The sequence below is a fragment of the Primorskyibacter sp. S187A genome (assembly GCF_049800955.1).
GTDB lineage: Bacteria > Pseudomonadota > Alphaproteobacteria > Rhodobacterales > Rhodobacteraceae > JAKVBH01.
The window spans coordinates 615674-641759 of record NZ_JBNAGA010000001.1 but is presented as its reverse complement, the minus strand read 5'-3'; the positions used below and the strand labels follow the sequence as shown (position 1 = coordinate 641759).

Here is a 26086-nt window from a genome sequence, read left to right as displayed (position 1 = left end):
GCGCAGAAGCCTATCGCAGCCCTTGATCACGCGAAGAATGCGTCTCGCGGCGCGGGCGCGTTCTGCGACAGGTCCGCCTTGAGGAGCGCGAGGTTGCGGCGGTTGGCCTTGAAGGCCACGTCAAAGAGGTCGCCCAGCACGGGAATGCCTCCTATCGTGAAATCAAGCGCGGCGTTGAGGCCCATACGAGCCAGAGCGCGTTTGCGCGCGCCCATGCGCCACCCTTCCAGGATCAACCAGGCAGCCGGTCCAGCTGTGACGATATCGCCCAGCCCCGGGACGAGGCCAAGCACGGAATCCCATCCGAAGCGGATGTTGGTCCCGGGAAAGCGGAAACGGCTGTCGAGTTGATTTGCCATACGCTCCAGACGATCAAGCCGTCCGTGGCGCAGATCAGCGGCGGGCAATGATGTAGACGGCATGCACGATCCCCGGAATGTAGCCCAGAATGGTCAAGATGATATTGTACCAGAAGTGTTTGGTCAGACCGACCTGCAGGAAGGTTCCGAGAGGCGGCAGCAACACCGCCGCGATGATGCGGAGCAGTTCCATTTTTTTCTCCTTCTTGAGACTGAAGCTTTGTAACAACTCAACGCGGGAGCGTGTCGTTTGGTTCCCCTCGCAGAGCGCCGAGCTTGTCTGCCTTCACCGCGCCGCGCTCTCCGCGCGGCCGGCTTTTGCCAATTGTTGAATCCGCGCCTGTCTGCGCTTCCAACTCCGCGTCGATCAAGGCACCCATCAAAACGATGAACGCGGACAGCCAGAGCCATGTGAGCAGGATGATCACCCCACCCAAAGCGCCGAACGTCTCGTTATAGGTGCCGAACGACTGGACGTATACGCTAAAGCCCAGCGTGCCCAGCACCCACAACACACAGGCCAGACCCGCGCCCGGCGTCAGCCAGCGCCATTTCGCGGCCCGGCGGTCCGGGCCATAGCGATAGAGCAGCGCGATGCCAGCAGCACTGAGGCAAAGCAGCACCGGCCAACGCACCAGCATGACCAGATCGGTGACACCTTGCGCAGCGCCCAACAAACTGACCACAACAGGAATGACAGCCGCCACACTCGCGGCGAGGATAAGCCCCAGCAAAAAGGCACCGGTCAGCGCCAGTGTGGTGGCCTTCAGGGCGAAAAAGCCCCGCGTTTCCTCCTCCTCGTAGATGATGTTCAGACCCGCGATGAAATTGGCCATGGCCCGGGAGGAGGAATAGAGCGCAACGCCCAGACCCGCGAGCGCCGCGAGGCTGAGCGCAGTGTCATCCGCACTGACCACCTCGCGCAGCTGACCCATGATGATCTCGCGCGCCTCGGCAGGCAAAAGAGCCGCAAGCTCGTGGGACTGCTGCACGAGGAGGTCACGGTCAAAGATCAATCCCGCAAGGGCCACGCCCGCTGTGATCCCCGGAAAGAGCGACAGGAGCCCGTAAAAGGCAATGCCCGCGGCGATCAGACTGAGGTTCTGTTTGCCCTGTTGGCGGCAGATCCGCAGCGCAACATCAAGCAGCCCCGCGCGGGGTATTTCCTGTGGCGACGTGGCGGCTCGACCTCGTGACATCTTGTGCGCTCCCTATGGGTGTATTGCGCAACAAACGCCCATGCGGTGCGGCGGGTTCCCCGGCGATACGCCTTGGCTAGACCATGTCTTCGGTCACGCCCGGCAAAGGCTGCGCCATATCCGCATGGTTGTCCGCGTCGAAGGGGACCAGGAAACCGTGCCGCGCTTCGGGGCGCATAACCTTGTTTTCATTGACCTTCTTCATCCACCAGGCCTGCATAGTCTCGGGGTCCGTGCCCTCCTTTGGCGGCTGCGTGAACCACCAGTGTTGCAACAGCGCGGCCCGCCCGCGCGCAACATGGGACGGGTCACAGGATTGGACGGCAACTTCCGTGTCCCAATGCATGGACCGACCGTTCAGATTAGCCGACCCAATCAGCAGTTTTTGGGCATCCACGATCAGAACCTTGTTGTGCACATGGATCACCGGGGAGCCCGCAAGCGTTGCAATGCCCGTCCGCGCCGCCAAAACGGGACGTACGGGACAGGCAACCGTCAAGCGCTCGCCGAAACTCTCTCGCAAGGTCGACAGGGCGCTTTGCTGCCGCGCCATGCCAAATTGCGCATCGAGCCCGTCGGCGCCTTCATAGGCAACCTCTTCCGGCAGGGCGGGAATGATGAGCGTCATCGTCAGATCCGGCGTGCGCTGAGCCGCCTCTGCCAGCGCATCAGAAATGACTTTGGATCGCATGTATTGCGTTTCAATGTGCAGATGGTGCCGGGCTTCGCGAAACGCGGCCAGGTGCGCCTCCTCGATCTCACTCAGGACGCAGCGCGGAGATAAAAAGGGGAACTGAAAACGCCTCGGCGCAGACAGGGTGCGCTTGATGTGTCGCGCGACGCTGGGTTTGGATGTGCCTGCACAGGCCTGGGTGAAGCTCAGGAGATGCGCCCGCGCCTCGCCCGCCTCTGGCCCGGTCATGAGAACCTGAACATCCGACCAGGTTTGAGCGCCCGGTTGGTCATGATCCAGGGTGTCCCAACGACGTTGGTTGAGATCCAGCCCACCCACGTAGAGCACATGGCCATCGATCACGGCGAGCTTTTGGTGATGCGTCACGGGATGCATGTCCGGCAATTCACCGGATGTCAGATGAACCGCATGCCGCTGGCGCTCCGGCGTACGGGCCAGCGCTTTGCGTTTTCGCATGAGCACAGGCGCGAGGAAGGCCAGCCAAGGCACGAGCCCCGGCTTTGCGGGATGCAGCGCCGCCTCGATGCGGATACGCGCGCGCCCGACCCCGCAAACCTCTGCAAGGGCCGCGCCTTGCCGCACGCTGCGCCAGGCTGTTTCGTGAAGCGCGGTGGCCATGACAGGGTCAAAGTCAGACACAATGATATGCAGGCGCACCCCGCGCCGCACAACATGCTCCAGAAGGTCAAACCACGTCTCGCCGATGGCCTGCGCCTCAGGCGAGACCAAGCGGGTCGTCATATCGAAGATCCGAAAACCGGCGATAATCTCGTCGCGCGCGGCCAAAACGGCGCGTTCAAACGCCGGCCAGGCTTGCTCAGCTGTGATCAGGACGTCAAAGCGCTCAGCCATAATCCGCCGCCTCGAAATCGCGGCGCTCAAACGTAAGATCCACGGTAAACAATCCGCCCACACGACCTTGTTTGCAGGTCCCGTCAAGCTGTCGCACAAAGGCGGTCATCAATTGCGCGCCCAGCCCATCGCCCGCTGTGTCATCACTGGTGCCGGTGACTGGATTGGTGATGCGCAGACGCACAACTTGCGCGCTGTGCAATTCAAGAAGAACGCGCACGGGTTCTGACGCAAGCTGATCGGGATCCGCGTATTTGACCGCATTGGTCAGCGCTTCGGCGACCAACATGGACAAGGGCACGGCCTGATCGGGATAGAGCGTGAAGTCTTCAAGCTCAGACCGGATGGCCCCGGGTTGGGTTGCGATGCTGGAGGCCTCCGCAATGACCGTTTCGATCAGATCGCGCGCGTTGATCGTGGTCATGTCGGGCGTGGTATAAAGCGTCCTGTGTAGCATCGCGAGGCCGCGCACACGGCGCTGAAGGCCCGTCAGCATGTTCTTGGCCTCCAACGAGGTTGCCTTGCGGCTTTGCATATTCATGATCGACGCAATCAATTGCAGGTTGTTCTTGACCCGGTGATGCACCTCTTTGAGGAGCACTTCCTTGTCGCGCAGATCGTCTTGCGCACGCACCTCAGCCTCCGTCACCAAAAAGGCCATGCGGTTGAACGCACGCTCCGCCTCCTCGAATTCGATCGATGCGTCCTCCAGATGAAGCTTGGTGCCATCCCGCTCTCCCAGGGCAAAGCGTCGCATCGCGGTGCGAAGCGACCGGACATGGCGCAGAACAAGGCGCTGCAACCCGACGATAGCCACGCCCACACCAGCAATCCACATCAGGACGGGAAAGGTAATGGCGCTCAACCACGCGGGCGACAGTGCTCTTTGCCACGCACTGACAACAACGCTGCTCCCCACGAGATAAAGGGTCTCATCGACCAATTCGGCCACTGCGTAGAGCCGTTCTTCCCCATTGGCGGCCATGGCCTTGAAGGACTGACCTTCGCGTTCGGCAATTTGCGTCATTGTCAATTCACCCGGCAGAAATGCGCGCGCCGCATCAATGCCCGCCGAGGAAGCAATAATCGTGCCATCGGGCGTCAGCGATGCGAGGTCTATGTCGTCCACCCCCGATACCGCATTGCGCAAACGCGCGCGCACGATCTGGTTCGGAACGGAAACAACCATGTGGCCTGCGAGCGTCTCGCCATCAAACACGGGGCGAGAGACGTTGATCGTCATGAACGCGCCCCCGTTTTCCTCCAGACTGACGGCAATAGAAGGCTCGGGGCCCGCATCAATCACGCTCATTTTCCCGGCGATTTCGGTCGAGGACACGCATACGGCAGGCTTGGAGAGGGGCAAAAACCCTACGAAGACAAACTCGCGATTGCGCTCCACAAACTCGCGCATCACAGCGGCACATCGCGCATCGCTCAGCGTCAGGGGTGCAGAGGACAATCCGTTGATCGCGCCCAGACCACGTTCCAGAACCTCGCGTTCATTGGCCGCATAGGAGACTGTTTCGAGCACAAGGCCGCTTTGGATCGCGTTTTCCGCGTCACGCACGACGGAATTGGTCTGCCAGATCGAGATCAGGCCCAGTGGCAGCAGCGCCACAGTCATCAGCGCGACGAGACGAGGCGTCAAACGCTGCAGCGCAGATGCACTTACCATCTTGTTGTTCCGTTCTCAGGCGACGTTTTGTTGTGCGCCGACGATGCCCTCGGTGACCTTGTCTGTCATTTCCATGACGTCATCATCCTCGATATGCATCAGCTCTGCCAGCCGCGCGCGGCCGCGATTGACACGGCTCTTGATGGTGCCCACCGCGACGCCACAGGTATCTGCCGCTTCCTCGTATGAAAAGCCGGCTGCGCCCACAAGTGTCAGAGCCTCGCGCTGTTCATCGGGAAGTTCCGCGAAGGCTACCTGGAAGTCGCGCAGCTGGAGCCGTCCATCGTGGTCGGGCTTTTGTGCGAGCGTTTCCGCGAGAACCCCGTCCACGTCTGCAACTTCCCGTCGCGCCTTGCGATGGTGCGAATAATACGTGTTGCGCACAATGGTGAAGAGCCAGGCCCGCATGTTTGTGCCGCGCTCAAAGGTGTCGATCTTGGTCCAGGCTTTGACGAGCGCATCCTGCACCATGTCGTCGGCGAGTGCCGCATTGCGCGTCAGGCTCATGGCGAAGGCGCGCATGGGACCCAAGTGATCCACCAATTGGTCTCTCGGATCCGTGGTCATTTTTCGCTTCCCTTGGCTGCACTGCTCGCGCCTTCCGCCTCTTTCAACTGAGACAAAAGCTGCGAGAAACGGTCCGGCACGGCTTGAGAGCTGATATCTTCAAACGCGCGGCGCAGGTTTTCGTCAATCTCCTGCTCTACTCTTGATCTGTTTGTTTTCTGGGTCATCTGTCCGTCTGAAAAATTGCACCTGTTCGGGAACCTAACGCACATGTGCGCGTTGGGTTCCCAGAAAATGAAACTTTTTTGGGAAATCCTCATGACGAGCACTGAGACACTGACAAGCCAGATTGGCGCAACGCTGCCGTTTCTGAGACGCTATGCGCGCGCCTTGACCGGGTCGCAAACAAAGGGCGACCAATATGCCGCGGCAACTCTGGAAGCCATTCTGGCGGACATGGACCTCTTTGACGCAGCCGCCGCGCCCAAAGTCGCATTGTTCAAGGTATTCCATGGGATCTGGTCCTCGACGGGCCGCGCGTTGAGCGATACGGACGACCAGCTCGAAGCGGCCGCCCAAAAGCACCTCGCCGCCCTCACACCAGGGACGCGCGAGGTTCTGCTCCTCAACACGATCGAAGACTTTTCCCTTCAGGATATCGCAACGATCACAGGCGATACCCCGGAAGAGGTCTCAAACCTGCGCGATATTGCGTATCAGGAAATGGCCAAATCCATTTCGGGCAATGTGCTTATCATTGAAGATGAGGCCATCATTGCCATGGATCTGGAATCCATCGTGGGCGAGATGGGCCACCGCACAACAGGTGTGGCGCGCACAGCGGATGGGGCCATCAGTCTTTTTGAGAAAGAAAAGCCTGATCTGATCCTCTCTGATATCCAGCTGGCAGATGGGTCCAGTGGCATTGATGCGGTCAACAACATCGTGGGAAAAAGCCCGGAGATCCCCGTTATCTTCATTACCGCGTATCCCGAGCGTTTGCTGACCGGCGAAGGCCCGGAACCTGCGTTTCTCATCTCCAAACCCTACAGTGAAGAGCAAGTCCGCTCGGCCGTTTCGCAGGCCATGTTCTTCTCATCAACCGAAACGCTACGCGCCTGATCTGTCATTGAGATAGACGAAGAAAGACCCGCCAAAGCTGGCGGGTCTTTCATTTTTCAGTCACTGCGTCTTAGCTCTTGGCAAGAGCGCGCAGCATCCACGCGGCTTGCTCGTGAAACGCGCTGCGTTCTGTCGCCAGATCCTCCGTAACCGGGTCTTTCAGCGGCTCCACAAGCTCAATGAGCGCGTGCAGGCGGTGGGCGATCCGTTCGTGATCCGACGCGAGATCCTTCACCATGTCCTCCGCACTCATATCGGTCTCCCGATCTGCGATTTTGGAGCGCGAGACGATACCAGCCATCGTGTCAGGCGCCAGCTGTCCCAGCGCACGGATACGTTCGGCCAGGTCATCTGCGGCCTGAAACATATTCTCGTAATGCTCTTCGGTCAGCTTGTGGATCGAGTAGAAGAGCGGCCCCTCCACGTTCCAGTGATAGGCGTGGCTTTTGAAGACAAGCCTGTAGGTATCTGCCAGAACGTCGCCAATGGCTTCGGCGATTTTCGCGGTGTCGCGGACGCCTGTTGAGACGTCGTCGGTCGTGGGAATAACATGAAGTGCATTGCTCATGATAAGCTCCTTTCTGTTATCCTCCCAACGCATCGCGGCAGGTATCGTTCCGTCTCACGCCACCATTTTTCGCGTGGGAAGGCCACCGGATGCGGCATAATCCACATCGACTGTGAGCAAGGTCGAGCCCTCAGCTGTCAAACCTGCGCGCAGCAGGCCCGGCACATCGGCAACTCCTTCGATATGTGCATGGGTCCAGCCGAACGATTGCGCGAGTTTGGCCCAAAGCGGCGCGTTGAATTTGAAATCGGCATGGCTGTCCCCCTGATGATCGTCGATCAAACCGTAGCCGCCATCGACCCAGACCATGACAGTCAGGCGCAACCCCAATCTGGACGCGGTTTCCATCTCCTGGACGTTCATCATCACGTCCCCATCACCGCAGACCGCCAGCACACGCCCCTGCTCAGAAATCTGGGCCGCCGCAATGGCGCCGGGCAGGGCCAGCCCCATGCCCGCAAGCCCATTGGGCACGATGACCTGCCCGGGGCGCTTGGCCATCACATGGCGTGCGATCCAGAGCTTGTGCAGCCCCACGCCGGACAAGACGATATCCTCCTCGCCAATGGCCCCCGATATGGCCGCACAGAGATCCGCAGGCGCCACCGGACCGCGATCTGACTTTGTCTGCCGACGTCCCAATTCCGAGACAAGCCCCTGACGCGCCGCGTCAAACGTCGGAACCATGGGCCATGTCTGGCCGTCCAGCGCCCGCGACAGGTCCTCCAGCGCGGCAGCGATGTCGCCTGCGGCTTCCGCCGCCAGCTGCCAGCCGCTATCGACCGGCGTGGGGCGCAGACCCAGAGCGGCCAGCCGGGCGCCGTCCTCCGTCAACGTCAGCGCATCAAATTCAACAGGGTCGAAACCAACTGCGAGCACAAGATCAGCGGCGCTCAGCGCGTGATCGGTCACGTCCGGCTCGGGCTGCCCGAGCGTGAAGAGCATTTGGGGGTGATCCTTGGGCAGAATGCCCTTCGCCATAAAGGTTGTGGCGACACTGATGCTGTGACGCTCTGCAAATCGCCTGATTTCGGCCGCGGCATTGGCCCGCAAGACACCAGCTCCGGCCACGATCACGGGCCGCTCCGCCCCGCGCAGCTGTTGCCCGATCGCCTCCAGCGAGGCGTCCGGCACCAAAGGGGCAGGGAGCACAGAAGACGGGCAGATAGGCGCGTCCGTCTCCTTGGCTGCGACATCCTCCGGCAGGCATAAATGCACCGCACCCGGCTTTTCCTCACAGGCCAGACGCCATGCCTCGGCGGTGCTGGCGGGGATGTCATCCGCGTCCAGCACGGTGCGGCTCAGCTTGGCCACCGGCGCAAAGAGCGCCTCAAGATCAATGATTTGATGGCTCTCGCGTGACAACCGGGCCCGCGCGCCCTGCCCCGTGATGGCAATCAGGGGCACATGGTCCAGCTGCGCATCGGCCACGCCTGTGACGAGGTTTGTCGCGCCGGGCCCCAGTGTTGCGAGGCAGACCGCCGGTTTGCCCGTGAGCCTGCCATAAACGGAGGCCATGAAGGCCGCAGATTGTTCGTGACGACACAGAACAAATGTCAGCCCGCTTTCGCCAATCGCCGCCATGAGCGCCGTGGTTTCTTCGCCCGGCACGCCATAGATCGTCGTGACGCCCTGGGCGTCCAGCGCCTCGATCAGGGCCTTGGCACCAGAGCGGGCCGTTGCTTGGTTCGTGTGTGTCATCAGAGAATTCCCTGTGCTGAGATCGCTTTGGCCAATCTGCGATAGCCTGCGAGATTTGCGCCGCGCACGTAGTCAATCTCACCGGTGCCGCGTCCTTCCTCGGACACGCGTGCATGGATGTCCGCCATGATGCTACGCAAGGACGCGTCCACGTCTTCTGCGCTGGCAAAGCGGCGCTGGCTCATCTGGCTCATCTCCAGCCCGGAGACGGCCACGCCCCCGGCATTGGCGGCTTTGCCCGGCAGATGCACCACATGCGCATGGCGCAACACGCGGGCCGCATCGGACGTCAGGGGCATGTTGGCCCCTTCTGCGACCATCTCAACCTGCCCATCAATCAGTGTCCGGGCCATGGATGCATCAAGCTCGTTTTGCGTGGCACACGGCAGCGCGATGTCCGGCTCAAGATCCCATGGCACCTCCCCTTCCCGGAACTGCGCCGCGTCACTTTTCGGCGGATCGCTCAGATCCTCCCCGCGCGCCTTGCGCTCCTGCACCCAACGGATCAGGTCGGGCGACATACCGTCCGGTGCCACCAACGTGCCGCTGGTGTCCGAGAGCGAGATCACTCGGGCCCCTTCCTCAGTGGCTTTCAGTGCGGCATGGGTAGCCACATTGCCTTTGCCGGAGATGGCGACACGTTTCCCTTTGATGTCATGCCCCTGCTCAGCCAGCGCGGCTTGCACGAAATAGACCAGCCCAAAGCCCGTGGCCTCAATGCGCATTTCTGAGCCGCCATAAGACAAGCCCTTGCCCGTCAGGCTGCCCTGATAAAGCCCCCGCCGCTGACGCCACGCGCCGAAGAGATAGCCGATCTCTCTGGCGCCGACATTGATGTCACCGGCGGGCACGTCCTGATCAGGTCCGACAAACGGTTCCAGCTGCGCCATGAACGCCTGACAGAACCGCATGATTTCGCGCTCGGAAAGTCCACGCGGATCAAGGTTAGCCCCGCCTTTGGCCCCACCCAGAGGCAGGCCCGTCAATGCGTTCTTGAAACATTGTTCAAAAGCGAGAAAACGCAGGACATCCTCATTGACCGACGGATGAAACCGCAAGCCGCCCTTGTAGGGGCCGATGGCATTGCTGCCCTGCACGCGCCAGCCCCGGTTGACCCGCACATCGCCGTTGTCGTCTTCCCATGTCACGCGGAAGGACAGAATACGATCCGGGTCACTCAAACGCCGCAGCACACGTGCGGCGGACCATGCGGGATCGTTTTTCTCAACTGTCAGGACGTCGCGCGCGACATCAGAGATGGCGTGGTATGTGTTTGGGTGGCTGTCGTCGGTGACGGAGAGTTCGGCGAGAAACGCCTCCGCGAGCGCATCAGAGCGGTTCATGGGACCTCGTTTTTTCTGTGAAAAAAAGACCGGGGCACAAGATGCCCCGGCCGAAATCAGACGCAAAGCCTGGTGTTAAGAGGCTCTACGCAGGACCCGCATCGCCAGTGCTGCAACGAAAAGCACAAGAAAAATGACAAATAGCACTTGCGCAATGCCTGCGGAGGCAGAAGCAATCCCGCCAAAGCCAAAAACACCGGCAATGATGGCCACGATGAAAAACAGCAATGCCCAATACAACATGGGTTATCTCCTTTTTGGATCGTTCGATTGCATATGAAACGACACTGCGCGGCAAAAAGTTCCCAAGGAACCATTTCCATTTTTCTGCGTTCTCTCCCCAAGCCAATTCGAAAGGAGGCCACTTATGACCACCACAGCTCAGAACATGGACACGCGAAAGGCATCGTCTGATGGAAAAGACACGGGCCGGTTGGAGGCCGTATCGGACAAAGCGAGGGAGACAGCCGAAGACCTCGCGGTGCACAGTCGCGTCGTCATGGCAGAGGCCGAGGATGCGGTACGTGCTGCACACACCAACGTCACGGATGTGATCAAGCGAAACCCAACGACAGCGCTTGTGGGTGCGGTTGGTTTGGGGGTTCTTCTCGGACTTGCGTTGCGCGGCAAATCAAATTGATCTCAAGCGCTTGCAAGCCCAACGGCTGACAAAGCGTGATCCAGAGATTCCGCGTCGAACGGGCGGGCGAGCGTTTGATAGAACGTCTCGCCCGCCCTTGCGTCACCATCGTCGAGGATCAAAATCCGACACCGTCTCTGACTACACTTGGCGGCAAGCAGGACGCGTTGATCATCGTCCAGCGTCACACCCAGCACGACCAACGCGATTGACATCTCGGGGTTGTCGAGGAGATGTGACAGTAAATATGCGCTTCGCAGGCACAACACCGGCGAGACTGACTTTTCGTCAAGCGCCATGGCGAGGTCTGCGGCTTCTACAGTATTGCGGGTGACAACAACTGCGCGGGTATCTTCGATCCAGAAACTCTCGCCCATTACACTCTCCTCCGTAACGGGCTGTATTGCAGACGCGCGCTCTGTCCGCATTAAACTATGACATAGCAGGGGATAAAGATGACTACGAAATGTGACCAATGCCCATTGCGCCAATTGCCTTTCTTTGACGACATCACTCACGATCAAACCGCCTTTATGCAGCGGTTCAAGACGGGCGAGCTACAGGCCGACGCCGGCTCTGAAATTCTGGCGGAGGGCGCCTCTTCCGCGCATCTTTTTACAATCCTGTCCGGCATGGGGCTGAGATATAAATCACTGCCCGGTGGGCAACGCCAGGTCGTGGGGTTTGTTCTTCCGGGTGACTTCATCGGCCTGCAATCGGGGGTGATGGGCGAGATGAAACACAGCGTGGAGGCGACAACGCAAATGAGTTTGTGTGTGTTCAACCGCTCTGAGCTTTGGTCATTGTTCAAACATCAGCCCGAGCGTGCCTTTGATATCACCCACCTGGCCGCATCCGAAGAGCACTTGCTCGGCCAATCGCTCTCGGCCGTTGGGCAACTGGACGGGCTCGCGAAAGTCGCCTGGCTGCTACATCTGTTCTACCACCGTCTGACGGCGCTGGGCCTCTCACTGAACCGTGGTGTCCCCCTGCCCTACCGGCAACAAGATATTGCAGATGCGCTGGGTTTGTCTTTGGTGCACACAAACAAATGCCTGGGCAAGTTGCGCGCCAAGGGTCTGCTCGAATGGTCAGATGGCCGCCTTGACGTCTACCGGCATACGGAATTGGCAGCACTGGCGCAGATCGCAGATGTGGAGATGCCACCCCGGCCGTTGATTTGAGCAAGAACCCCGGGCCCCCAGCTTTGCCCGCAGGCCAGATCAGCCTCCGCCAGCGCTGGTCAGTGACGTCAACAATTTGCGCGACACAGCTGTTCCTTAACCTGCTCAAACCACCGCCCTCGCAACGCTGTTGACTGAAATTTGGAACAATCCCCCCACTTGCGTCGTTTTACTCCCAACCAATCGAGGAGAGACACATGAAGCGCGTGGAGAATGCCAAAGAAGGGCCGCTCACGGTTGCAGACAATCGTTCGGCGCTGCAATCCCTTGTAAATACCTTGATCGATGCGAGCCGTGGATTGGAGAGCCTGCAAGAACGCGGGACGCCGACCCTGACCCGCCACGCTGAAAAATTTGCGTCGCTGCACGCCAAACATCTCACAGAACTCGAGGCCATCATGCGCAACAACAGCGGCAGCCCTGACATGTCCGGCACTCTGTTTGGCCATGTCCAGGAAGCGGTTGTCGCGCTGCGTGATCTCTTTGCGGGACTGGACACAGATGCGTTGCAACCATTGCTGGACGGGGAAGCCCGCATCCTGAGCTATTACGACAGCACTCTCGACGAACTCGACACAGGCCACCCGGCGCGTCCGGCGCTCCGTGACCAGCGCGCAGAGCTGGAGCAGAGGCTCTCAGAGCTCGAACAGCACATTTCTGCCCAAGCCTGATCCCCCATTTTTACTGATGAGATATGCAACATGACCCAGACATCTGGTATCAAAGCTACGTCCCAAATCGAAAAAGCCGTGAAGACGACAGCTGCCGAGGCAGAGCAAGTGGCACGATCCGCCGCAGACACCGCCCGCGACGCAGGACTGGAGGAGGCTGAGCAGACGGCCGACGCCTTGCACCGCGCCGCGGATGCGTTTGACGCAGGCTCGATACAAACGGCCGCTCTCAGTCAACTGGCCCAGACAGTAAATGACATGGCAGATACCCTGCGCGAAAAGCCGTTGGATGCGCTGATTGACGATGTCGCGGTGTTTGCGCGCAAGAACCCGGCCATAGTCTTGGGTGGTGCCGCGCTGGCTGGCTTCGCCGCCGCGCGTTTCCTCAAAGCGCCCGACGTGCGTCCCGCGCAGGATGATCCCTGGAGCGGTCATCTCGATGCAGGCGCTGACACAGGCAATCTGCCGGAGGGTTCGTAATGCAAGGGCCCGACATTGCAGACACTACGACACGCTCCGCTCCAAGCAGCGACGACGATACCGCGCACCTGATTGACGTGCTTGTGTCCCACGGACGCGCGCTGGTGCGCACGGAATGGAGTCTCGCGCAAAGAGAGCTACAGCGCGCAGGCAGATCCATCGTGACATCGGCCATCCTGTTTGCAAGTGCGTTGCTTCTGGTGCTTGTGGCCTTTCATGCGCTGGCGGTGGCCGCCGTGCTGGGGTTGATGGCGCTTGGGCTTCCCGGCTGGTTGGCCGCGTTGGCGACGACTGCGGCCGTGATCGTGCTGGCCTTTGGCTGTGCCCTCATCGGCAAAGCGCGTCTGACGGCCCGGCACCTGAAGCCCAGACGTACACTCTCAAACCTCAAATCCGATTTCGCAACCGTGAAGGAGAGCTTCCGTGCCTGAAGATAGTCATACCCTCGAGCGTCAAGCAGACCATCATCGCAAACACGCGGCCACTGCGCTGGCGTCTCTGGCCGAACGGTTTGCACCCGCGCGCCTTGGCCATGACGCGATGTCAAAAGGCACTCGGGTGGCGGAAGATCTGACCCAATCGGCGCTCAGAGAAGTGAAACGCAATCCGGCGGGCATCGCTCTCATCGGCGCGGGCGCTGCGGTTATTCTCGCCGGAATGGCCCGCAGAACGCCTCAGAAGGACTTGCAAGGCTCAGAAGACGTCCGGATCGCGGCAGCTGACGCCAAGATAAAGGCCAAGGCACGTATTGCCGCTCCAACACCTGACAGTGCATCCACAATGCGCAAAGCCTTGGACAAAGGCCTCGACCGATTGTCGCCAGAAGCGCGCAAACGCGTGGCACAAGCGCGGCTCAAGGCCGTCGATGCACAGGACGCGGTGGAACGTCACGCGCGCCACATCACGGCGCAAGCCAAATCAGCGCATCAGGCGCGCCCGTTTGCGACAGCCTTGATTGCGGCCGGTGTCGGAGGCCTCATTGGCGCCGTATTGCCCAGCACCCGGACGGAAGGGGCATTGCTCAGTGCAAAACGCGACCAGTTGCTTCGCAATGCTGAAGCTGCGCTTCGTGCGGAATTGGCCGACCTCGAGGATCGGGGACACCAAGCAATTGATGCAGGAACACAGGCGGCGCGGCAACACTTCGATACGTCAGCGCGGCGATAACGCATGCCCCGTTCAGCCATTGCCGACCTCGCGCTCGCCACGTTGGCCCTGATCGCCAGCGTGGCCGCCCTCAAATTCGCGCAAAATCTCATTGCACCTATCGTGCTCGGCATCGTCTTCGCAGTCGTTCTGGCGCCCGCGGTTCGTATCCTGACCCGTATTGGCGTCCCCGCGTCGGTCTGCGCTTTCGGCGCGCTGGTGTTGACAGGTCTTGGACTAGCGACGGCCCTGGCCGCAATTAGCCCGGTGATATCCCAATTTCTGGAAGAAATACCGCGCCTGCAATTCCAGGTATTCCAATGGATCAATTCCATCACAGACGCCGTGGGGGCCTCTGGCTCATTGGGCCAAAATATCACTGATCTGGACGGAGACGAGGCAATGGCCGCAGCCATTCCAAGCCTGTTGTCTGCGCTTTGGTATGCACCCAATTTTATGGCGCAATTGTTGATCTTTTCTGGAACATTGTTTTTCTTCCTGCTGACACGCGACGATCTTTATGGCGTAATTCCTTCAAAAGCGGATGATTTGCGCCGCGCGGATCGCGCCGTGTCCCATTATTTCACAACGATCGCCCTCATAAACGCCGGCCTGGGCCTTGCAGTGTTTGCGGCAACGTCGCTTTATAACCTGCCAAATCCAATTCTTTGGGGATTTGCCGCATTCGTGCTCAATTTTATCCTGTACCTCGGGCCGATCTCTCTGATTGCAGCGCTGTTTGTCTCCGGTGGCATCGAGTTTCAGGGCGTTATGATTTTGGCCCCCGCGCTTACCTTTCTCGCCTTCAATCTCATAGAGGCGCAATTTGTGACCCCCGCGCTGGTGGGTCAGCGCATGCACTTGAACCCTCTGGGCGTGTTTTTGGCGATTCTGTTTGGCCTGTGGCTTTGGGGGCCGATTGGCGGCATCGTGGCTCTGCCCGTACTTGTCTGGGTGAGCGCTTTTGCCATCCCGTCCGAGGGAACTGATCGCACCTTGAGCGCCCCGAAAAACCAACCACAGCAGAGCTGAGAACGGGCCTTACGCCCAGGCCAGCCCCAGCGTAGGACCGTTTGCCGGGCACGTCTTGTCGCGATGTCGTTTGAGAGCGCTTGCATCTCTTGGCACTTAAGGATGGGAATGATGTTGTTGATGCGGACGCGGCGTGCTTCCGTGGTGTTGAGTGAACACTCTCCCACTCTGCGCTCTGTCCTTGCTCTGAGCACGTCCTTGAGCGACTATTCCGCCGAAACCCATAGTGATCTGCCGCTTCGAGAGATTGGCTGGTGGGCAACATGCTCGCTCATGTGACAGCATGGACAAGCGCTCCAACCAACACGGCTTCGAGCTCATGTGTCTGACACAAAAGGGCCGCCCAAAGGGCGGCCCACTTGCTCAAAAAGAGAGCTGATTAACTGTCGTAACTCGGCATCGCTTCGAGCTGCTCTTTGCTCACATCGACATAGACGCGACGGTCATCACCGTCTTCATCCGCCTTGATCTTCAGGCTGTCGAAGGAGACGAGAACGTCCTTCTCGCCAATTCCGAGAAATCCGCCAACGCCCAGGACGGCGCCCGAGATCTCACCGGCTTCGGTCACAATGACATCGTCCACCTCGCCGATCCAATTGTCAGCCGTATCATAGAGCGGCATGCCCGTGATCTCTTCAGCGGTCCATTCTGCTTTGAGCTCGCGCCAGCCATCAATTTCAAAGTCTGTCGCGAACTCGGATATGACGGGCTCGTCTGCTTTCAATTTGACGGCGTCGCTGTTGTCGCCTTCTTTCATTTCTTCATAGGCGATCGATTGCGTCGCAATAAGTGCAAGAGCCGTGGTTGTAGCAAAAATCTTGATCATCGCTTTTCCTTTCTCTCATTTGCGTTTATTTTCAATCCAATTAACTGGACCTTGGTTAAAAAACCTTGAGTCCCTCGTTTTGTTCCGGCGATTTTGCAAATTTTATTGGGAACCAAACTCGCTCGGAAGCCGTTTGTGATTATGACGCTAATGGAGGTACACACCAATGTCCGCACGAGATACAAATTTGGATCGCCAAATCAAAAGACACTGGCCTGCATTGGGAGGTATTGGACTGGCTGTCGTGGTCGCGGGCCTGCTCTTGGGCGGCTACCTTTATGCTGTCAGTACGCCAGAGGTGGATGAAGTCGAGACACTGATCGATTCGAATGACCAAGGGGCGGATTAATGGACGCCATTGCTCTCATTGCCGGTTTGTTCCTCGTGACATCTCTCTCGGTCATTGTTTTCGCCTTGGTTTCAAAAAACAGAACCGAGACTCGAATGCGCGATGACAGCGCACCAAAATCCACGCTAGCCAGCGATGCTCCGCACCAAACCGAGCGCAGCTGAGGCAATTTACTGCGCTTACAGTCGAGCCTGACTTTGACCGTCGCTGTTCTGAACAGCGGCGGTCTATTTCTGCCGGTTTTGCAAACAAAAACAAGAATTGGCGGGGGGCGGGTGTTCAGGATATGGCACAAAATCCTTCTCAGCGTTGCGGCGCTCGCCACGGAAGCACCAGCCCTTCCCCTTTCGGAAGAGCTTTCAACTATTTCGTGGCCTATTGTGCGAGGGTTCTCCCCACTGACGCACGCGGGCTGATAACCGACATCCTGAAATCGCGTGATCAGACCCATCAGGAAAAAGCTTTGGCAATCCACACCGTCTTGAACGCGCATGGCTCGTTGCGCCAGAGCTCCGCCGCAGGGATGTTCATCAATCGAAGACACACCGCATTCCTGTCACCGTTGATCCCTGCGAGGCGCGCGACCCGCGCGCGCCATACACATCACTCCGCAAGATCCGCCCTGATCTGAGCCCAGGTCAGCATGGTGAAAATAAATGTGCCGCCAACGACATTGCCCGCAAAAACCGGCAGAAAAAACCCGAAGACGGCTTGGCCAAGAGTGATCAGACCTTGAACCGACAGAAATGCCATTTCGACGGAGCCAGCAACGATATGTGTAAAATCACCCAAGGCAATCAGCCACGTGAAGAGGACAATGATGGCGATTTGCCCCGAATGAAGGCCGGGTAACATCCACACAAGCGCGGCAATCAGGACCCCTGCGGGAATGCCACGCAGGAACCCTTCCAGCGCCGGCATGCCAGTCGCGTGGTAGCTCAGATCTGTAAACGCAGATCGGACCTCCGGCGCCATAACGGGGGCGTAGGCCAGAAAGAGAGCCACGGCAAAAGCGCCGACGACATTGGCGGCCAGGACGACAATCCACAAGCGCGTGGTACGCAAAATCACCTGAGCGGTTGGGGTAATGACAGCGGGAACAACGGTCGTGATGGTGTTCTCCGTGAACAATTGCAGCCGCCCCAGGATAACGAGCAAGAAGCCAAGGGAGTAGCCCGCGTTCTCAATGATGTAGCGCCAACCGGCGTCCGGGAGGTAGGCCCGCAACAAGGCTTCCGCCAGAACTGAAAACGAGATCAGGATCCCCGCCGCCATGCCTGAATACCAAAGCGCACGCATCGGGCGCTCCAGCTCCTCCTCACCACTCCTGCGGATCGCTTCAAAGACCAGACGTGGCGACAATTCGGCCGCATCTTCGACGATCTGCTCTTCTTCTTTTTCCTCAGTCAGCGGTTGGGATGTTTGATCTGTCACGGGCGCCTCCGGCAATTAAATTCCTTGATAAACCGTTCCGGCTGATGATTTGTTCCATGACATAGGGAACAAGAAGCGCGCCGAGGCGTTGAGCGAGCATGGAAAATCTCGCTGACGTCGTCGCCCTGCCCGCTCCCGTTCTGGAACAAGTCCAAGGCTGGAGCGTTGCTGCGCTTCAGGCTTTGCCGCGCCTCGCTGTTGCGCTGGTCATCCTCATTTTGACGGGGCTCGTCGCTTGGATCGCCAAGAAGATCATCGCGAAATTGGGCGGATCAGGCCGCATGCGGCGCAATTTGATCGCAGTGCTGCAATTGTTGAGCAGCACCGCCATTTGGCTAGCGGGAAGTCTGATCGCCCTAACCGTTGTCTTCCCGACAATAACGCCCGGGCGCGCACTCACGACTTTGGGTCTGGGCTCGGTAGCCATTGGTTTCGCTTTCAAGGACACGTTTGAGAACTTTCTGGCGGGTATTCTGATCTTGGTCCGCGAGCCTTTTGCCATTGGCGATCACATTGCCTGTGACAGTGTTGAGGGAGAGGTCGAATCCATCACGATCCGGGACACGCACATCCGGCAAACGGATGGGCAATTGGTTGTCGTGCCCAACGCCCAGCTTTTTCACAACGCCGTCACGGTGCGCACCAATCGCGATTTCCGCCGCACGTCGATCATCTGCGGTGTGGCCTACGGCGAAAATGTGGATGAGGCCCGCGAAGTTATTGCCAAGGCCGTGCGCGCGGTTGACATGGTGCGCGATGATGTCCGCGATATTCAGGTATTTGCAAAAGCCTTTGGCGCGTCATCGATTGATTTTGAGATCACATGGTGGACAGGGTCCAAACCCGTCGATATCCGCGCAAGCCGAGATCAGGTCGTGGCCGCGGTCAAGCGGGCGTTGGATGATGCCGGGATCGAGATCCCCTTCCCCTATCGCACCTTGACGGTCAATGGGCCGATACCGGTTCACAACGTTGATGCGCATGCCGCACAGTAACATGGCCCGTCGTTTCACTGCGCAGCAAGGCTATGACACGCTTCTGCTGACCGCGCGTCCATGGGTCATCGGCCTGACGCTGGCCAAGCATGGCGGATTGAGCCTCTTGCTCTTCGGACCTCCGCTGATCTGGGCAGCGGTGGAAGGTTCTGTGGCCCTGGCAACGGCGCTTGCTCTGTCCAGCCTTGCGGGGGTCATCCCGGCTGTGCTCACCCTGCGCAAGCCGCTTCCCCGCGATCTGCGGCAAGTGGAGGCGATGATCAGCCTTGCGCTGATGTTCTGCCTGGCGGCGGTGTTTTCCATGCCCGCTTTCGCAGCGCTTGGCATGACCCCGATCTCCGGGCTCTTTGAGGGCATGAGCGCGATTACAACCACAGGCCTGTCCGTGGCGACCAACCCCGATGACTGGCCCTTTGCGGGCCATGTGCTGCGCTCGTGGATGCAATGGTGCGGCGGTCTGGCCATGGCCACGGCGGTGCTGGCCCTGATCCTCGGGCCGGGCCCGGCCAGCCGACGCCTGGGACAGGCGGGTATTGATCAGGGCGACCGCATCGCATCGACCCGCAACAAAGCGCGGCAATTGCTTCTGGCCTATGTGTTGCTCACATTGTGCTCCGGGCTCGCGCTGGCGCTAACGACGCCGCGCATCGCAGAGGGGCTTGTCCTTGCTCTCTCGGCAATTTCGACCGGTGGCTTTGCGCCACGCTCCACATCCCTTGCAGAGTACAGCTTGCTGACCCAGAGCCTCGTCATCGCCGTCTCCCTTCTGGGCGCGCTGTCATTGCTTTTCTTTGCGCTGGCCGCGCGCGGCGATGTCAAAGGGGCTTGGAAGCTGGGCTCCGTGCAACGCCTGATCTGGGCCGTCACTGTTTTCGGAGGCCTCTACGCTGTAGGGCTGGCCAGCACGGGGACGGCTGTGTCTGACATCTGGCCCAAGCTGCTCGATCTATGGTCCGGCCTTAGTACGGCGGGCTTTTCAGTGGGTGCCATGCCGCTTGCCGGCCCGGCGTTGGTGCTCTTCCTGGTCGTGATGCTGGCAGGCGGAGATGAGGGGTCTACAGCGGGAGGCTTGAAACTGTCTCGCGTGGCCCTGTTGTTGCGCGCGGCGCGACATGCCCTTGCCACACCACGCCTTCCGGACAGTGCCGTCGCACCGTTGCGACGCAATGGATCACCTGTGAGCCAACGGCGTGTCACAGCATTACTCGCATTGCTGCTGCTCTACACGGCGACGCTGCTCGTCGTCTGGTGTGCATTTCTGGCCTATGGCTATGCGCCGGGGCCGGCCTTGTTCGACACCGTATCGGCGCTCTCAACCGTCGGCCTGTCATCTCTGGTCGGGCCTGAACTACCGCCTGCCCTTCAGCTTCTGCTGACCTTTGCCATGTGGCTGGGCCGATTGGAATTTGTGGCGGTCTTGCTGATCTTTTTGCCACGCAGCTGGCACCACTCCTGAGGAGAATAAAATGCGCATTGTCATTGTCGGTGGATCCAAATTCGGCACGGCCACAGCCCAAACGCTCATCGAGCAGGATCACGAGGTTGTCGTGATTGATCGCGACAGGGGGAAGCTCGAACGGCTTGCCGAAACGCTCGATTGCGGCATGATTGAAGGAGATGGAACGAGCCCGTCCATTCTACGCGAAGCCCATGCCTCTGAAGACGACGTGCTCATCGCGCTCACCAACGCGTCGGATGACAATATCCTGGCCGCTTTGGTTGGCCGCTCCGTCGGATATGGGCGGGTCATCCCACAAATCATATCGCCCGAGCTTCTGGACGTATGTGCTGAACTTGATCTGGCAGATACGATCACACCGCATGTCACCGTTGCCGAGAGCATCTGCCGCGCGCTTGAGGAAAAAAGCGAGATGTCAGAGGTCATGAACCTGAGCAATGCCTTACGCCTGAAAAGGCTGACAGTACCGGAGGGGGTGCAGGACGAAGCGTTAGCCAACCTTGAGCTGCCAGACCACATCTCGCTCATCGCGCGCGTTCGGGGCGATGAAGAAGTCCTGATAACGACTGAGACACATGTGCAATCAGGTGACGAAATCCTGCTGGCCGTCAAAAAGGACGACATAGAAGCTGTGAAAGACGCGGTTGCGTCGTGGAACTCTTGAGGGCGCGAGACGTTCATCCTCTAGCTACAGGAGAGCGACATGCCCAAGGAAAACAGACCAACCATCAAAAATGACGCAGCCTACGAGGCAATGCGCCGGGAAGGCTACGGGAAAGCAAAGGCGGCCAGTATTGCCAATGCGCAGGCAAATGACGCCACTGATCCGTCCCGCAAAGGCGGGAAAGCTCCGCCCTACGAGGAATGGACAAAAGACCAGCTTTACGAACGGGCGCGGGAACTGGACATCGACGGCCGCTCGGAGCTCTCGAAATCCGAACTGATCGAGGCTCTGAGGAGTAAGTGAGATCCAGACCGAAACCGACGAATTTAAAAATCAGATCCGCAGACTCTTGTTATGAATGAGGGCGCCCCGGGGGCAGGTCACTCGCTCAATCTCAAAATCCCGTCCTGAGTTGGATTTGCGCCCCATTGTCGGCGGTTTCTTGAGGGAGCTGGCCCTCTGAGCTTCACAATACGGAGGCCAAATCCCTGCCTGTGCGCGAATCTCTTGTTTGACAATATTTTGACATCGGCGTCATGAAATCGGTGCCATTTGCGACGATCCGCTTCCTGTCAGAACCGTTGCAGCGGTTGGGAGGGCGCTTGATGGCAACGATATATGACGTTGCGCTCAAGGCTGGCGTTTCGCCAAAACCGTTAGTCGGGTGGTCAATGGCAATGCTGCCGTGAAGGCGTCAACCAAGCAAAAAGTCCAGATTGCAATTGCTCAACTGGGATATGTGTGGCCGCAATCGATCCTGACAATCACGGCCTGCGTCTCGTCATCCGCTATGTGATGCTGATGCTGACCGCGCTGATCTTTGTCTTCCCGCTTGTGTTCATGGTCGTGTCGAGTTTCAAGCCCGACCTGCAATTGCTTCGCGGATGCGTCGAGCATTCGGGCCTTCTTTCCGGTGGGTGACATAAGCACCAACAACTACGCGGCGGCGTTTGGCCGCGCCCCGATTACGCTGTTCGTGTTCAATTCGGTCCTCGTGACAGGCGTGACGGTCCTGTTGTCGCTGTTTCTGTCTTCACGGACACACCAGGATGGACAGCAAGCCTGGCAACAACACAAAGAGAAACCGGGGCACTGTCGTGCCCAGCATGTCGGCACCTGTGTTGATTGCGGGATACCCCCCTCTCCTCAGCACCGCATGTTGGCGCCGTTGGCGTCATAGATCGGCCCGCCCAGCACCTTTGCGTCATACATCTCGCCCAGGATTTCCACCTGAAGCGTCGTGTCCGGTGCCGCGTGCTCTGCGGCGACATAGCCCATCGCCATGGAGGCACCTGCGCGGTGGCCGTAACCGCCCGAGGACACGTAACCTACGGCCGCACCGTCTTTCAGGATGGCCTCATCGTTGCTGACGTCTATGCCGTCCACGTCGATGGTCATGGTGACCAGCTTCTGTTTCGGCCCGGCGTCGCGGATGGCCTGTGTGGCCTCCTTGCCGACGAAGTCCTTCTTCCAGTTGATGAAGGCATCCATGCCACTCTCGACCGCGTCGAAATCGGGGCGGAACTCCAGCGTCCAGACGCCCCAGCCCTTCTCCAGCCGCATCGACATCAGCGCCCGCGCGCCATACCAGCGGTAGCCGAGATCAGCGCCAGCGCTTTCAATCGCCTCGGCCAGACGCAGCAGGTATTGCGGCTTGCAGTAGATCTCATAGCCCAACTCGCCGGAAAAGCTGATCCGGTTCAGGATCACCGGCACGCCGCCGACGAAGGTCTGGCGCAGGTCGCGGAACTTGAAAGCCTCCGGGCTGATATCCTCGCGGCAGATGCGCGCCAGCAGCTCGCGCGACTTCGGACCAGAGAGCGCGATCCCGTGCCAGTCGTCAGAGACATTGGCGTAGCTCACGTCCTCGGGCAGGTCTTTCTCAAACCAGCGGCGATGCGCCTCCTGCATGGCACCGGAGCCGAACAGCATGAAGTGCTCCTCGCCGAGGCAGGCCACGGTCAGATCGCCGTAGAGCTTGCCCTTGGGCGTGAGCATCGGCGTGAGCGTCAGGCGACCCGGCTTGGGCACATAGCCCGCCAACGTCCGGTCGAGATAAGCCCGCGCGCCGGGGCCCTTGAATTCGTGCTTGGCGAAATTGGCGATCTCGATGCCGCCGACGGCCTCCTGCACCGCTTTGATCTCGCGGGCCACATAATCGTGGCTGCGGTTGCGCTCGAATGTCGGGTCTTCATGGGCGTCCTCGGGGCTGTCGGCGAACCAAAGCGCGTTTTCGAGGCCAAAGCCCTGCCCCATCAGCGCGCCCTTGGCGACCAGCCGGTCGTAAAGCGCGGTGGTCTTCTGCATCCGACCTTTGGGCAGGGTCTCGTTGGGGAAGGTCATCACGAAGCGGCGTTCGTAATTTTCCGACGATTTGATCGTGCCCCAATCGGGTGTCGCAAATTCCCCAAAACGCGCCACATCCATGGCCCAGACGTCAATCGAAGGCTCTCCGTCGATCATCCACTCGGCCATCGTCAGGCCCACACCGCCGCCCTGACAGAAGCCCGCCATGACGCCCACGGCGACCCAGTAGTTCTTCATCCCCGGCACGGGGCCGATCATCGGGTTGCCATCGGGGCCGAAGGTGAACGGCCCGTTGATCATGTCCTTGATGCCCGCCTCTCCGATGGCGGGGATGCGTTCGAACGACATTTCCAGACGGTCAGCGATCCGGTCCAGATCGGGTTGCAGCAACTCATGGCCAAAGTCCCAGGGCGTGCCGTCCACTTTCCAGGGGGTCGATTTCGGCTCATAGGTGCCCAAGAGCATGCCCTGCCGTTCCTGCCGGAAGTAGATGTTGGCCTCGTAGTCGATCCCCGCAGGCAGGCGGCCTGCCTCGCCCATGCTCTCCATCCGCTCGGCGATCATCGGGATCTTGTCGGTGATCAGATAGTGGTGCTCCATCGGCTGCACGGGCAGATGCACGCCGGACATATAGCCCACCTCGCGCGCCCAGAGACCGCCACAATTGACGATCTGTTCCGCGTTGATGGTGCCTTTGGGTGTGGTCAAATCCCACGACCCGTCGGGACGCTGCGACATGTCCGTCACCCCGCAATGGGTGAAGTATTGCGCCCCATGCACCCGTGCGGCCTTGGCGAAGGCATAGGTGGCGCCGGAGGGATCAAGGTCGCCATCCTGATCATCCCAGAGGGCAGCATGGTAATGTTTGGGGTCAATCAGCGGATGGCGTTCGGCCAGCTCCTTGGGCGAGATGAACTCTTGGTTCAGCCCCATATAGCGCGCCTTGGAGCGTTCCCGCTTGAGGTAGTCATACCATTCCTTGGTCGAGGCGGCGTAGAAGCCGCCGGTGATGTGCAAGCTCACGGAATGACCGGACGTCTCTTCGATCTCCTTGTAGAGGTCGATGGTATAACTTTGCAGGCGGGAGATATTGGGGTCAGAGCTGATCGTGTGGATCTGCCCGGCCGCGTGCCAGCTGGACCCAGACGTCAGCTCGTCGCGCTCCAACAGGACCACGTCTTTCCAGCCGAACTTTGCCAGGTGAAACAGGATCGAACAGCCCACAACGCCTCCGCCAATCACGACGACTTTGGCATGGGAGGGCAACGGTTTGCCGGTGGCTGTTTCGTCTTTTTGGATCTCAGGCATCGTTCTGTCCTCTTAGTACCAGGCGTCGGGGAGGTCTTCTTTGCGCTTGGCCACATAAGCCTCAAGCGCCTCGCGCGTGCTGTCTGCGATGGGCGGTGGCTGATACTCAGCGAGCATCTGCTTGACGCGCGCATTGGCGCGGGCGCGCATGTCGTGTGCTCCGGCCTCTTCCCAGCTTTCGACGTTTTCACTGTCGCTCAGCTTGGGTTCATAGAATGCGGTCTGGTAGTTGCGCATGGTATGGCCGCAGCCAAGGAAATGCCCACCGGGCGCGACTTCGCCGTAAGCATCCCGCGCCAGCGCATCTTCCGATACATCGAGCCCCCGGCTCAGCACCTTTTGGTAGCTGCCCAGACGATCCGCATCCATGATCAGCTTTTCAAAGCCCGCGCAGAGACCGCCCTCAAGCCAGCCCGCCGAATGCAGAACGAAATTCGCGCCCGCCATCATGGTCGAGTGCATCGAATCCGCGCTTTCATAGGCGGCCTGCGCATCCTCGATCTTGGAGGCGGTGAGCGAGCCACCGCAGCGCAGGGGCAGGCCCGCGCGACGCGCCAGCTGGCCGATGGCATAGTTGGAGACCACAGGCTCCGGCATCCCGAAGGTCGGCGCGCCGGATTTGAGCGACATGGACGACAGGAAGTTGCCCAGCACAAAGGGCGCACCTGGCCGCAACAACTGCACATAGGCGCAAACCATCATCGCTTCGGCCATGGCCTGCGCAACAGAGGCGGCGGTGGACACAGGCCCCATTGCCCCGGTCAGGATGAACGGCACCACGATCATCCCCTGCCCGCGTGTCGAATAGACCCGCGCGGCCTCGGTCACCACCTTGTCCACCAGCAAGGGCGAATTGGTGTTCACATTGCCCATGATGACGCAGTTCTCGTCCATGACGTCTTTGCCAAAGACGATCTCGGCCATGTCGACTGAGTCCTGCGCGCGGCTCATCTCGGTGATCGCGCCCAGATGCGGTTTGTCCGACAACGTCATATGCGCCATGAGCATGTCGAGGTGACGCTTGCTGACCGGCACGTCGCAGGGCTCACAGGTGACGAAACCGCCGTGGTGCAGGTTGGGATGCAGATAAGTCAGTCGGACCAGATCGCGGAAGGCGTCCATGTCGCCATAGCGCCGCCCGCCTTCGAGGTCGCGCACGAAGGGGGCGCCGTAGATCGGCGCGAACACCTGATGGGTGCCGCCGATGGTGACAGAGCGGTCGGGATTGCGGGCAAGCTGGGTGAACTCCGAAGGCGCTTTGGCGCAAAGCGACCTGATCCAGTCCGCCGGAGCGCGCACAATGTCGCCCTCAATATTTGCCCCTTCCTTGCGCCACAACTCCAGCGCTTCGGGATCGTCCCGGAAAGCGATGCCCACATCCTGAATGATCCAGTCGACCTGCGCTTCCAACTTCCCGATCTGCTCTTCATCGAGAATATCGAAGAACGGAACGGTGCGGCGGATGTATGGCGATGCCGGAACACCCGATGACGCATTGTCCCTGTTGCGCGATGCGCGTGCCCGACGTGCCATAAACAGCCCTCCCAAAAGCAGTCAAAGGATGGGTA

At 59.7% G+C, this 26086-nt stretch carries 33 protein-coding genes; 17 read left to right on the top strand and 16 right to left on the bottom strand.

Annotation, left to right across the window (positions count from 1 at the left end; all coding sequences use genetic code 11):
* Positions 1-26: 26 nt before the first annotated feature.
* The 7 genes from ACP15S_RS03315 to ACP15S_RS03285 form a co-directional block, all read right to left on the bottom strand.
* Positions 27-422, bottom strand: coding sequence for a DUF4112 domain-containing protein (locus ACP15S_RS03315; RefSeq protein WP_425038152.1), 396 nt, complete (start codon positions 420-422; stop codon positions 27-29).
* Entirely contained in the window at positions 394-552 is a 159-nt protein-coding gene (locus ACP15S_RS03310) for a YqaE/Pmp3 family membrane protein (RefSeq protein WP_425038151.1), read from the bottom strand. Before ACP15S_RS03310 ends, ACP15S_RS03315 begins: the two co-directional genes overlap by 29 nt.
* Positions 553-589: 37 nt before the next feature.
* Positions 590-1558 (bottom strand): YihY/virulence factor BrkB family protein, encoded by a 969-nt coding sequence (locus tag ACP15S_RS03305; RefSeq protein ID WP_425038150.1) that lies wholly within the window; start codon positions 1556-1558, stop codon positions 590-592.
* A 76-nt stretch (positions 1559-1634) separates the two neighbouring features.
* Positions 1635-3104, bottom strand: a complete 1470-nt coding sequence (locus tag ACP15S_RS03300) for a phospholipase D family protein (protein WP_425038149.1) — start codon at positions 3102-3104, stop codon at positions 1635-1637.
* Positions 3097-4782 (bottom strand): sensor histidine kinase, encoded by a 1686-nt coding sequence (locus tag ACP15S_RS03295; RefSeq protein ID WP_425038148.1) that lies wholly within the window; start codon positions 4780-4782, stop codon positions 3097-3099. The genes ACP15S_RS03300 and ACP15S_RS03295 overlap by 8 nt, the downstream gene beginning before the upstream one ends.
* A gap of 15 nt (positions 4783-4797) precedes the next feature.
* The gene (locus ACP15S_RS03290) at positions 4798-5349 is read right to left on the bottom strand and encodes an RNA polymerase sigma factor (RefSeq protein ID WP_425038147.1); all 552 of its coding nucleotides are present in this window, start codon (positions 5347-5349) and stop codon (positions 4798-4800) included.
* Complete coding sequence (locus ACP15S_RS03285) at positions 5346-5516, bottom strand: NepR family anti-sigma factor (protein WP_425038146.1); 171 nt, start codon at positions 5514-5516, stop codon at positions 5346-5348. Before ACP15S_RS03285 ends, ACP15S_RS03290 begins: the two co-directional genes overlap by 4 nt.
* Before the next feature lie 91 nt (positions 5517-5607).
* Between ACP15S_RS03285 and ACP15S_RS03280 the strand changes: the two genes are divergently transcribed.
* Positions 5608-6411: a response regulator gene (locus ACP15S_RS03280; protein ID WP_425038145.1), complete on the top strand. Its 804-nt coding sequence runs from the start codon at positions 5608-5610 to the stop codon at positions 6409-6411.
* A gap of 70 nt (positions 6412-6481) precedes the next feature.
* Here the strand turns inward: ACP15S_RS03280 and ACP15S_RS03275 are convergent, their stop codons facing one another.
* The 4 genes from ACP15S_RS03275 to ACP15S_RS03260 all read right to left on the bottom strand — a co-directional run bounded on the left by ACP15S_RS03275 (position 6482) and on the right by ACP15S_RS03260 (position 10266).
* Entirely contained in the window at positions 6482-6979 is a 498-nt protein-coding gene (locus ACP15S_RS03275; protein ID WP_425038144.1) for a Dps family protein, read from the bottom strand.
* Between the two features lie 54 nt (positions 6980-7033).
* Positions 7034-8680: an acetolactate synthase large subunit gene (locus tag ACP15S_RS03270; protein WP_425038143.1), complete on the bottom strand. Its 1647-nt coding sequence runs from the start codon at positions 8678-8680 to the stop codon at positions 7034-7036.
* Positions 8680-10023 carry an NADP-specific glutamate dehydrogenase gene (gene gdhA, locus ACP15S_RS03265; protein ID WP_425038142.1) on the bottom strand — a complete coding sequence of 448 codons (1344 nt, stop codon included), beginning with the start codon at positions 10021-10023 and terminating at the stop codon, positions 8680-8682. The genes ACP15S_RS03270 and gdhA overlap by 1 nt, the downstream gene beginning before the upstream one ends.
* A gap of 75 nt (positions 10024-10098) precedes the next feature.
* Positions 10099-10266, bottom strand: a complete 168-nt coding sequence (locus ACP15S_RS03260; protein ID WP_425038141.1) for a DUF1328 domain-containing protein — start codon at positions 10264-10266, stop codon at positions 10099-10101.
* Positions 10267-10390: 124 nt separating this feature from the next.
* Between ACP15S_RS03260 and ACP15S_RS03255 the strand changes: the two genes are divergently transcribed.
* Positions 10391-10663, top strand: coding sequence for a hypothetical protein (locus ACP15S_RS03255; RefSeq protein ID WP_425038140.1), 273 nt, complete (start codon positions 10391-10393; stop codon positions 10661-10663).
* 2 nt (positions 10664-10665) lie between these two features.
* Here the strand turns inward: ACP15S_RS03255 and ACP15S_RS03250 are convergent, their stop codons facing one another.
* Positions 10666-11040 (bottom strand): hypothetical protein, encoded by a 375-nt coding sequence (locus tag ACP15S_RS03250; protein ID WP_425038139.1) that lies wholly within the window; start codon positions 11038-11040, stop codon positions 10666-10668.
* A 78-nt stretch (positions 11041-11118) separates the two neighbouring features.
* Here ACP15S_RS03250 and ACP15S_RS03245 point away from each other — a divergent pair, with 78 nt between their 5' ends.
* From ACP15S_RS03245 to ACP15S_RS03215, 7 genes are all read left to right on the top strand, one after another.
* Entirely contained in the window at positions 11119-11847 is a 729-nt protein-coding gene (locus tag ACP15S_RS03245) for a Crp/Fnr family transcriptional regulator (RefSeq protein ID WP_425038138.1), read from the top strand.
* A gap of 197 nt (positions 11848-12044) precedes the next feature.
* Positions 12045-12518 carry a DUF2383 domain-containing protein gene (locus tag ACP15S_RS03240; RefSeq protein WP_425038137.1) on the top strand — a complete coding sequence of 158 codons (474 nt, stop codon included), beginning with the start codon at positions 12045-12047 and terminating at the stop codon, positions 12516-12518.
* A 30-nt stretch (positions 12519-12548) separates the two neighbouring features.
* The gene (locus tag ACP15S_RS03235; RefSeq protein ID WP_425038136.1) at positions 12549-12998 is read left to right on the top strand and encodes a hypothetical protein; all 450 of its coding nucleotides are present in this window, start codon (positions 12549-12551) and stop codon (positions 12996-12998) included.
* The gene (locus ACP15S_RS03230) at positions 12998-13429 is read left to right on the top strand and encodes a phage holin family protein (protein WP_425038135.1); all 432 of its coding nucleotides are present in this window, start codon (positions 12998-13000) and stop codon (positions 13427-13429) included. The genes ACP15S_RS03235 and ACP15S_RS03230 overlap by 1 nt, the downstream gene beginning before the upstream one ends.
* Positions 13422-14165, top strand: coding sequence for a hypothetical protein (locus ACP15S_RS03225; protein ID WP_425038134.1), 744 nt, complete (start codon positions 13422-13424; stop codon positions 14163-14165). The genes ACP15S_RS03230 and ACP15S_RS03225 overlap by 8 nt, the downstream gene beginning before the upstream one ends.
* A 3-nt stretch (positions 14166-14168) precedes the next feature.
* Entirely contained in the window at positions 14169-15176 is a 1008-nt protein-coding gene (locus ACP15S_RS03220; RefSeq protein WP_425038133.1) for an AI-2E family transporter, read from the top strand.
* Between the two features lie 108 nt (positions 15177-15284).
* On the top strand, positions 15285-15455 hold the full coding sequence (locus ACP15S_RS03215; RefSeq protein ID WP_425038132.1) for a hypothetical protein: 171 nt from the start codon (positions 15285-15287) through the stop codon (positions 15453-15455).
* A gap of 100 nt (positions 15456-15555) precedes the next feature.
* On the opposite strand, the gene ACP15S_RS03210 is transcribed toward ACP15S_RS03215, so the two are convergent.
* Entirely contained in the window at positions 15556-16002 is a 447-nt protein-coding gene (locus ACP15S_RS03210; RefSeq protein WP_425038131.1) for a PRC-barrel domain-containing protein, read from the bottom strand.
* Positions 16003-16222: 220 nt separating this feature from the next.
* On the opposite strand from ACP15S_RS03210, the gene ACP15S_RS03205 reads away from it, so the two are divergent.
* A complete protein-coding gene (locus ACP15S_RS03205) occupies positions 16223-16351 on the top strand; it encodes a hypothetical protein (RefSeq protein WP_425038130.1) in 129 nt (42 codons plus the stop codon).
* Positions 16351-16515, top strand: coding sequence for a hypothetical protein (locus tag ACP15S_RS03200; protein WP_425038129.1), 165 nt, complete (start codon positions 16351-16353; stop codon positions 16513-16515). The genes ACP15S_RS03205 and ACP15S_RS03200 overlap by 1 nt, the downstream gene beginning before the upstream one ends.
* 439 nt (positions 16516-16954) lie before the next feature.
* Here ACP15S_RS03200 and ACP15S_RS03195 read toward each other — a convergent pair whose 3' ends face one another.
* Positions 16955-17785, bottom strand: coding sequence for a formate/nitrite transporter family protein (locus ACP15S_RS03195; RefSeq protein ID WP_425038128.1), 831 nt, complete (start codon positions 17783-17785; stop codon positions 16955-16957).
* Positions 17786-17883: 98 nt separating this feature from the next.
* Between ACP15S_RS03195 and ACP15S_RS03190 the strand changes: the two genes are divergently transcribed.
* The 6 genes from ACP15S_RS03190 to ACP15S_RS03165 all read left to right on the top strand — a co-directional run bounded on the left by ACP15S_RS03190 (position 17884) and on the right by ACP15S_RS03165 (position 21824).
* Positions 17884-18780, top strand: coding sequence for a mechanosensitive ion channel family protein (locus tag ACP15S_RS03190; protein ID WP_425038127.1), 897 nt, complete (start codon positions 17884-17886; stop codon positions 18778-18780).
* Between the two features lies 1 nt (position 18781).
* Entirely contained in the window at positions 18782-20236 is a 1455-nt protein-coding gene (locus tag ACP15S_RS03185; RefSeq protein ID WP_425038126.1) for a TrkH family potassium uptake protein, read from the top strand.
* A gap of 10 nt (positions 20237-20246) precedes the next feature.
* The gene (locus ACP15S_RS03180; RefSeq protein WP_425038125.1) at positions 20247-20903 is read left to right on the top strand and encodes a potassium channel family protein; all 657 of its coding nucleotides are present in this window, start codon (positions 20247-20249) and stop codon (positions 20901-20903) included.
* Positions 20904-20942: 39 nt separating this feature from the next.
* A complete protein-coding gene (locus tag ACP15S_RS03175) occupies positions 20943-21206 on the top strand; it encodes a DUF7218 family protein (protein ID WP_425038124.1) in 264 nt (87 codons plus the stop codon).
* Between the two features lie 361 nt (positions 21207-21567).
* Positions 21568-21699, top strand: a complete 132-nt coding sequence (locus tag ACP15S_RS03170) for a hypothetical protein (RefSeq protein WP_425038123.1) — start codon at positions 21568-21570, stop codon at positions 21697-21699.
* The gene (locus ACP15S_RS03165; RefSeq protein WP_425038122.1) at positions 21645-21824 is read left to right on the top strand and encodes a hypothetical protein; all 180 of its coding nucleotides are present in this window, start codon (positions 21645-21647) and stop codon (positions 21822-21824) included. Before ACP15S_RS03170 ends, ACP15S_RS03165 begins: the two co-directional genes overlap by 55 nt.
* Positions 21825-22049: 225 nt before the next feature.
* Here ACP15S_RS03165 and ACP15S_RS03160 read toward each other — a convergent pair whose 3' ends face one another.
* On the bottom strand, positions 22050-24518 hold the full coding sequence (locus tag ACP15S_RS03160; RefSeq protein WP_425038121.1) for a GcvT family protein: 2469 nt from the start codon (positions 24516-24518) through the stop codon (positions 22050-22052).
* A gap of 12 nt (positions 24519-24530) precedes the next feature.
* Positions 24531-26051 (bottom strand): trimethylamine methyltransferase family protein, encoded by a 1521-nt coding sequence (locus ACP15S_RS03155; protein ID WP_425038120.1) that lies wholly within the window; start codon positions 26049-26051, stop codon positions 24531-24533.
* Between the last annotated feature and the right edge of the window lie 35 nt (positions 26052-26086).

Bases quoted from the DNA above. Each gene is read 5' to 3' on its own strand.
- ACP15S_RS03230 (WP_425038135.1), top strand. From the start codon at position 12,998: ATGCAAGGGCCCGACATTGCAGACACTACGACACGCTCCGCTCCAAGC.
- ACP15S_RS03245 (WP_425038138.1), top strand. From the start codon at position 11,119: ATGACTACGAAATGTGACCAATGCCCATTGCGCCAATTGCCTTTCTTT.
- ACP15S_RS03300 (WP_425038149.1), bottom strand. From the start codon at position 3,104: ATGGCTGAGCGCTTTGACGTCCTGATCACAGCTGAGCAAGCCTGGCCG.
- ACP15S_RS03275 (WP_425038144.1), bottom strand. From the start codon at position 6,979: ATGAGCAATGCACTTCATGTTATTCCCACGACCGACGACGTCTCAACA.
- ACP15S_RS03290 (WP_425038147.1), bottom strand. From the start codon at position 5,349: ATGACCACGGATCCGAGAGACCAATTGGTGGATCACTTGGGTCCCATG.
- ACP15S_RS03315 (WP_425038152.1), bottom strand. From the start codon at position 422: ATGCCGTCTACATCATTGCCCGCCGCTGATCTGCGCCACGGACGGCTT.
- ACP15S_RS03270 (WP_425038143.1), bottom strand. From the start codon at position 8,680: ATGACACACACGAACCAAGCAACGGCCCGCTCTGGTGCCAAGGCCCTG.
- ACP15S_RS03155 (WP_425038120.1), bottom strand. From the start codon at position 26,051: ATGGCACGTCGGGCACGCGCATCGCGCAACAGGGACAATGCGTCATCG.
- ACP15S_RS03175 (WP_425038124.1), top strand. From the start codon at position 20,943: ATGCCCAAGGAAAACAGACCAACCATCAAAAATGACGCAGCCTACGAG.
- ACP15S_RS03210 (WP_425038131.1), bottom strand. From the start codon at position 16,002: ATGATCAAGATTTTTGCTACAACCACGGCTCTTGCACTTATTGCGACG.
- ACP15S_RS03310 (WP_425038151.1), bottom strand. From the start codon at position 552: ATGGAACTGCTCCGCATCATCGCGGCGGTGTTGCTGCCGCCTCTCGGA.
- ACP15S_RS03190 (WP_425038127.1), top strand. From the start codon at position 17,884: ATGGAAAATCTCGCTGACGTCGTCGCCCTGCCCGCTCCCGTTCTGGAA.
- ACP15S_RS03285 (WP_425038146.1), bottom strand. From the start codon at position 5,516: ATGACCCAGAAAACAAACAGATCAAGAGTAGAGCAGGAGATTGACGAA.
- ACP15S_RS03250 (WP_425038139.1), bottom strand. From the start codon at position 11,040: ATGGGCGAGAGTTTCTGGATCGAAGATACCCGCGCAGTTGTTGTCACC.
- gdhA (WP_425038142.1), bottom strand. From the start codon at position 10,023: ATGAACCGCTCTGATGCGCTCGCGGAGGCGTTTCTCGCCGAACTCTCC.
- ACP15S_RS03260 (WP_425038141.1), bottom strand. From the start codon at position 10,266: ATGTTGTATTGGGCATTGCTGTTTTTCATCGTGGCCATCATTGCCGGT.
- ACP15S_RS03305 (WP_425038150.1), bottom strand. From the start codon at position 1,558: ATGTCACGAGGTCGAGCCGCCACGTCGCCACAGGAAATACCCCGCGCG.
- ACP15S_RS03185 (WP_425038126.1), top strand. From the start codon at position 18,782: ATGGCCCGTCGTTTCACTGCGCAGCAAGGCTATGACACGCTTCTGCTG.
- ACP15S_RS03160 (WP_425038121.1), bottom strand. From the start codon at position 24,518: ATGCCTGAGATCCAAAAAGACGAAACAGCCACCGGCAAACCGTTGCCC.
- ACP15S_RS03180 (WP_425038125.1), top strand. From the start codon at position 20,247: ATGCGCATTGTCATTGTCGGTGGATCCAAATTCGGCACGGCCACAGCC.
- ACP15S_RS03280 (WP_425038145.1), top strand. From the start codon at position 5,608: ATGACGAGCACTGAGACACTGACAAGCCAGATTGGCGCAACGCTGCCG.
- ACP15S_RS03240 (WP_425038137.1), top strand. From the start codon at position 12,045: ATGAAGCGCGTGGAGAATGCCAAAGAAGGGCCGCTCACGGTTGCAGAC.
- ACP15S_RS03255 (WP_425038140.1), top strand. From the start codon at position 10,391: ATGACCACCACAGCTCAGAACATGGACACGCGAAAGGCATCGTCTGAT.
- ACP15S_RS03215 (WP_425038132.1), top strand. From the start codon at position 15,285: ATGATGTTGTTGATGCGGACGCGGCGTGCTTCCGTGGTGTTGAGTGAA.
- ACP15S_RS03295 (WP_425038148.1), bottom strand. From the start codon at position 4,782: ATGGTAAGTGCATCTGCGCTGCAGCGTTTGACGCCTCGTCTCGTCGCG.
- ACP15S_RS03200 (WP_425038129.1), top strand. From the start codon at position 16,351: ATGGACGCCATTGCTCTCATTGCCGGTTTGTTCCTCGTGACATCTCTC.
- ACP15S_RS03235 (WP_425038136.1), top strand. From the start codon at position 12,549: ATGACCCAGACATCTGGTATCAAAGCTACGTCCCAAATCGAAAAAGCC.
- ACP15S_RS03220 (WP_425038133.1), top strand. From the start codon at position 14,169: ATGCCCCGTTCAGCCATTGCCGACCTCGCGCTCGCCACGTTGGCCCTG.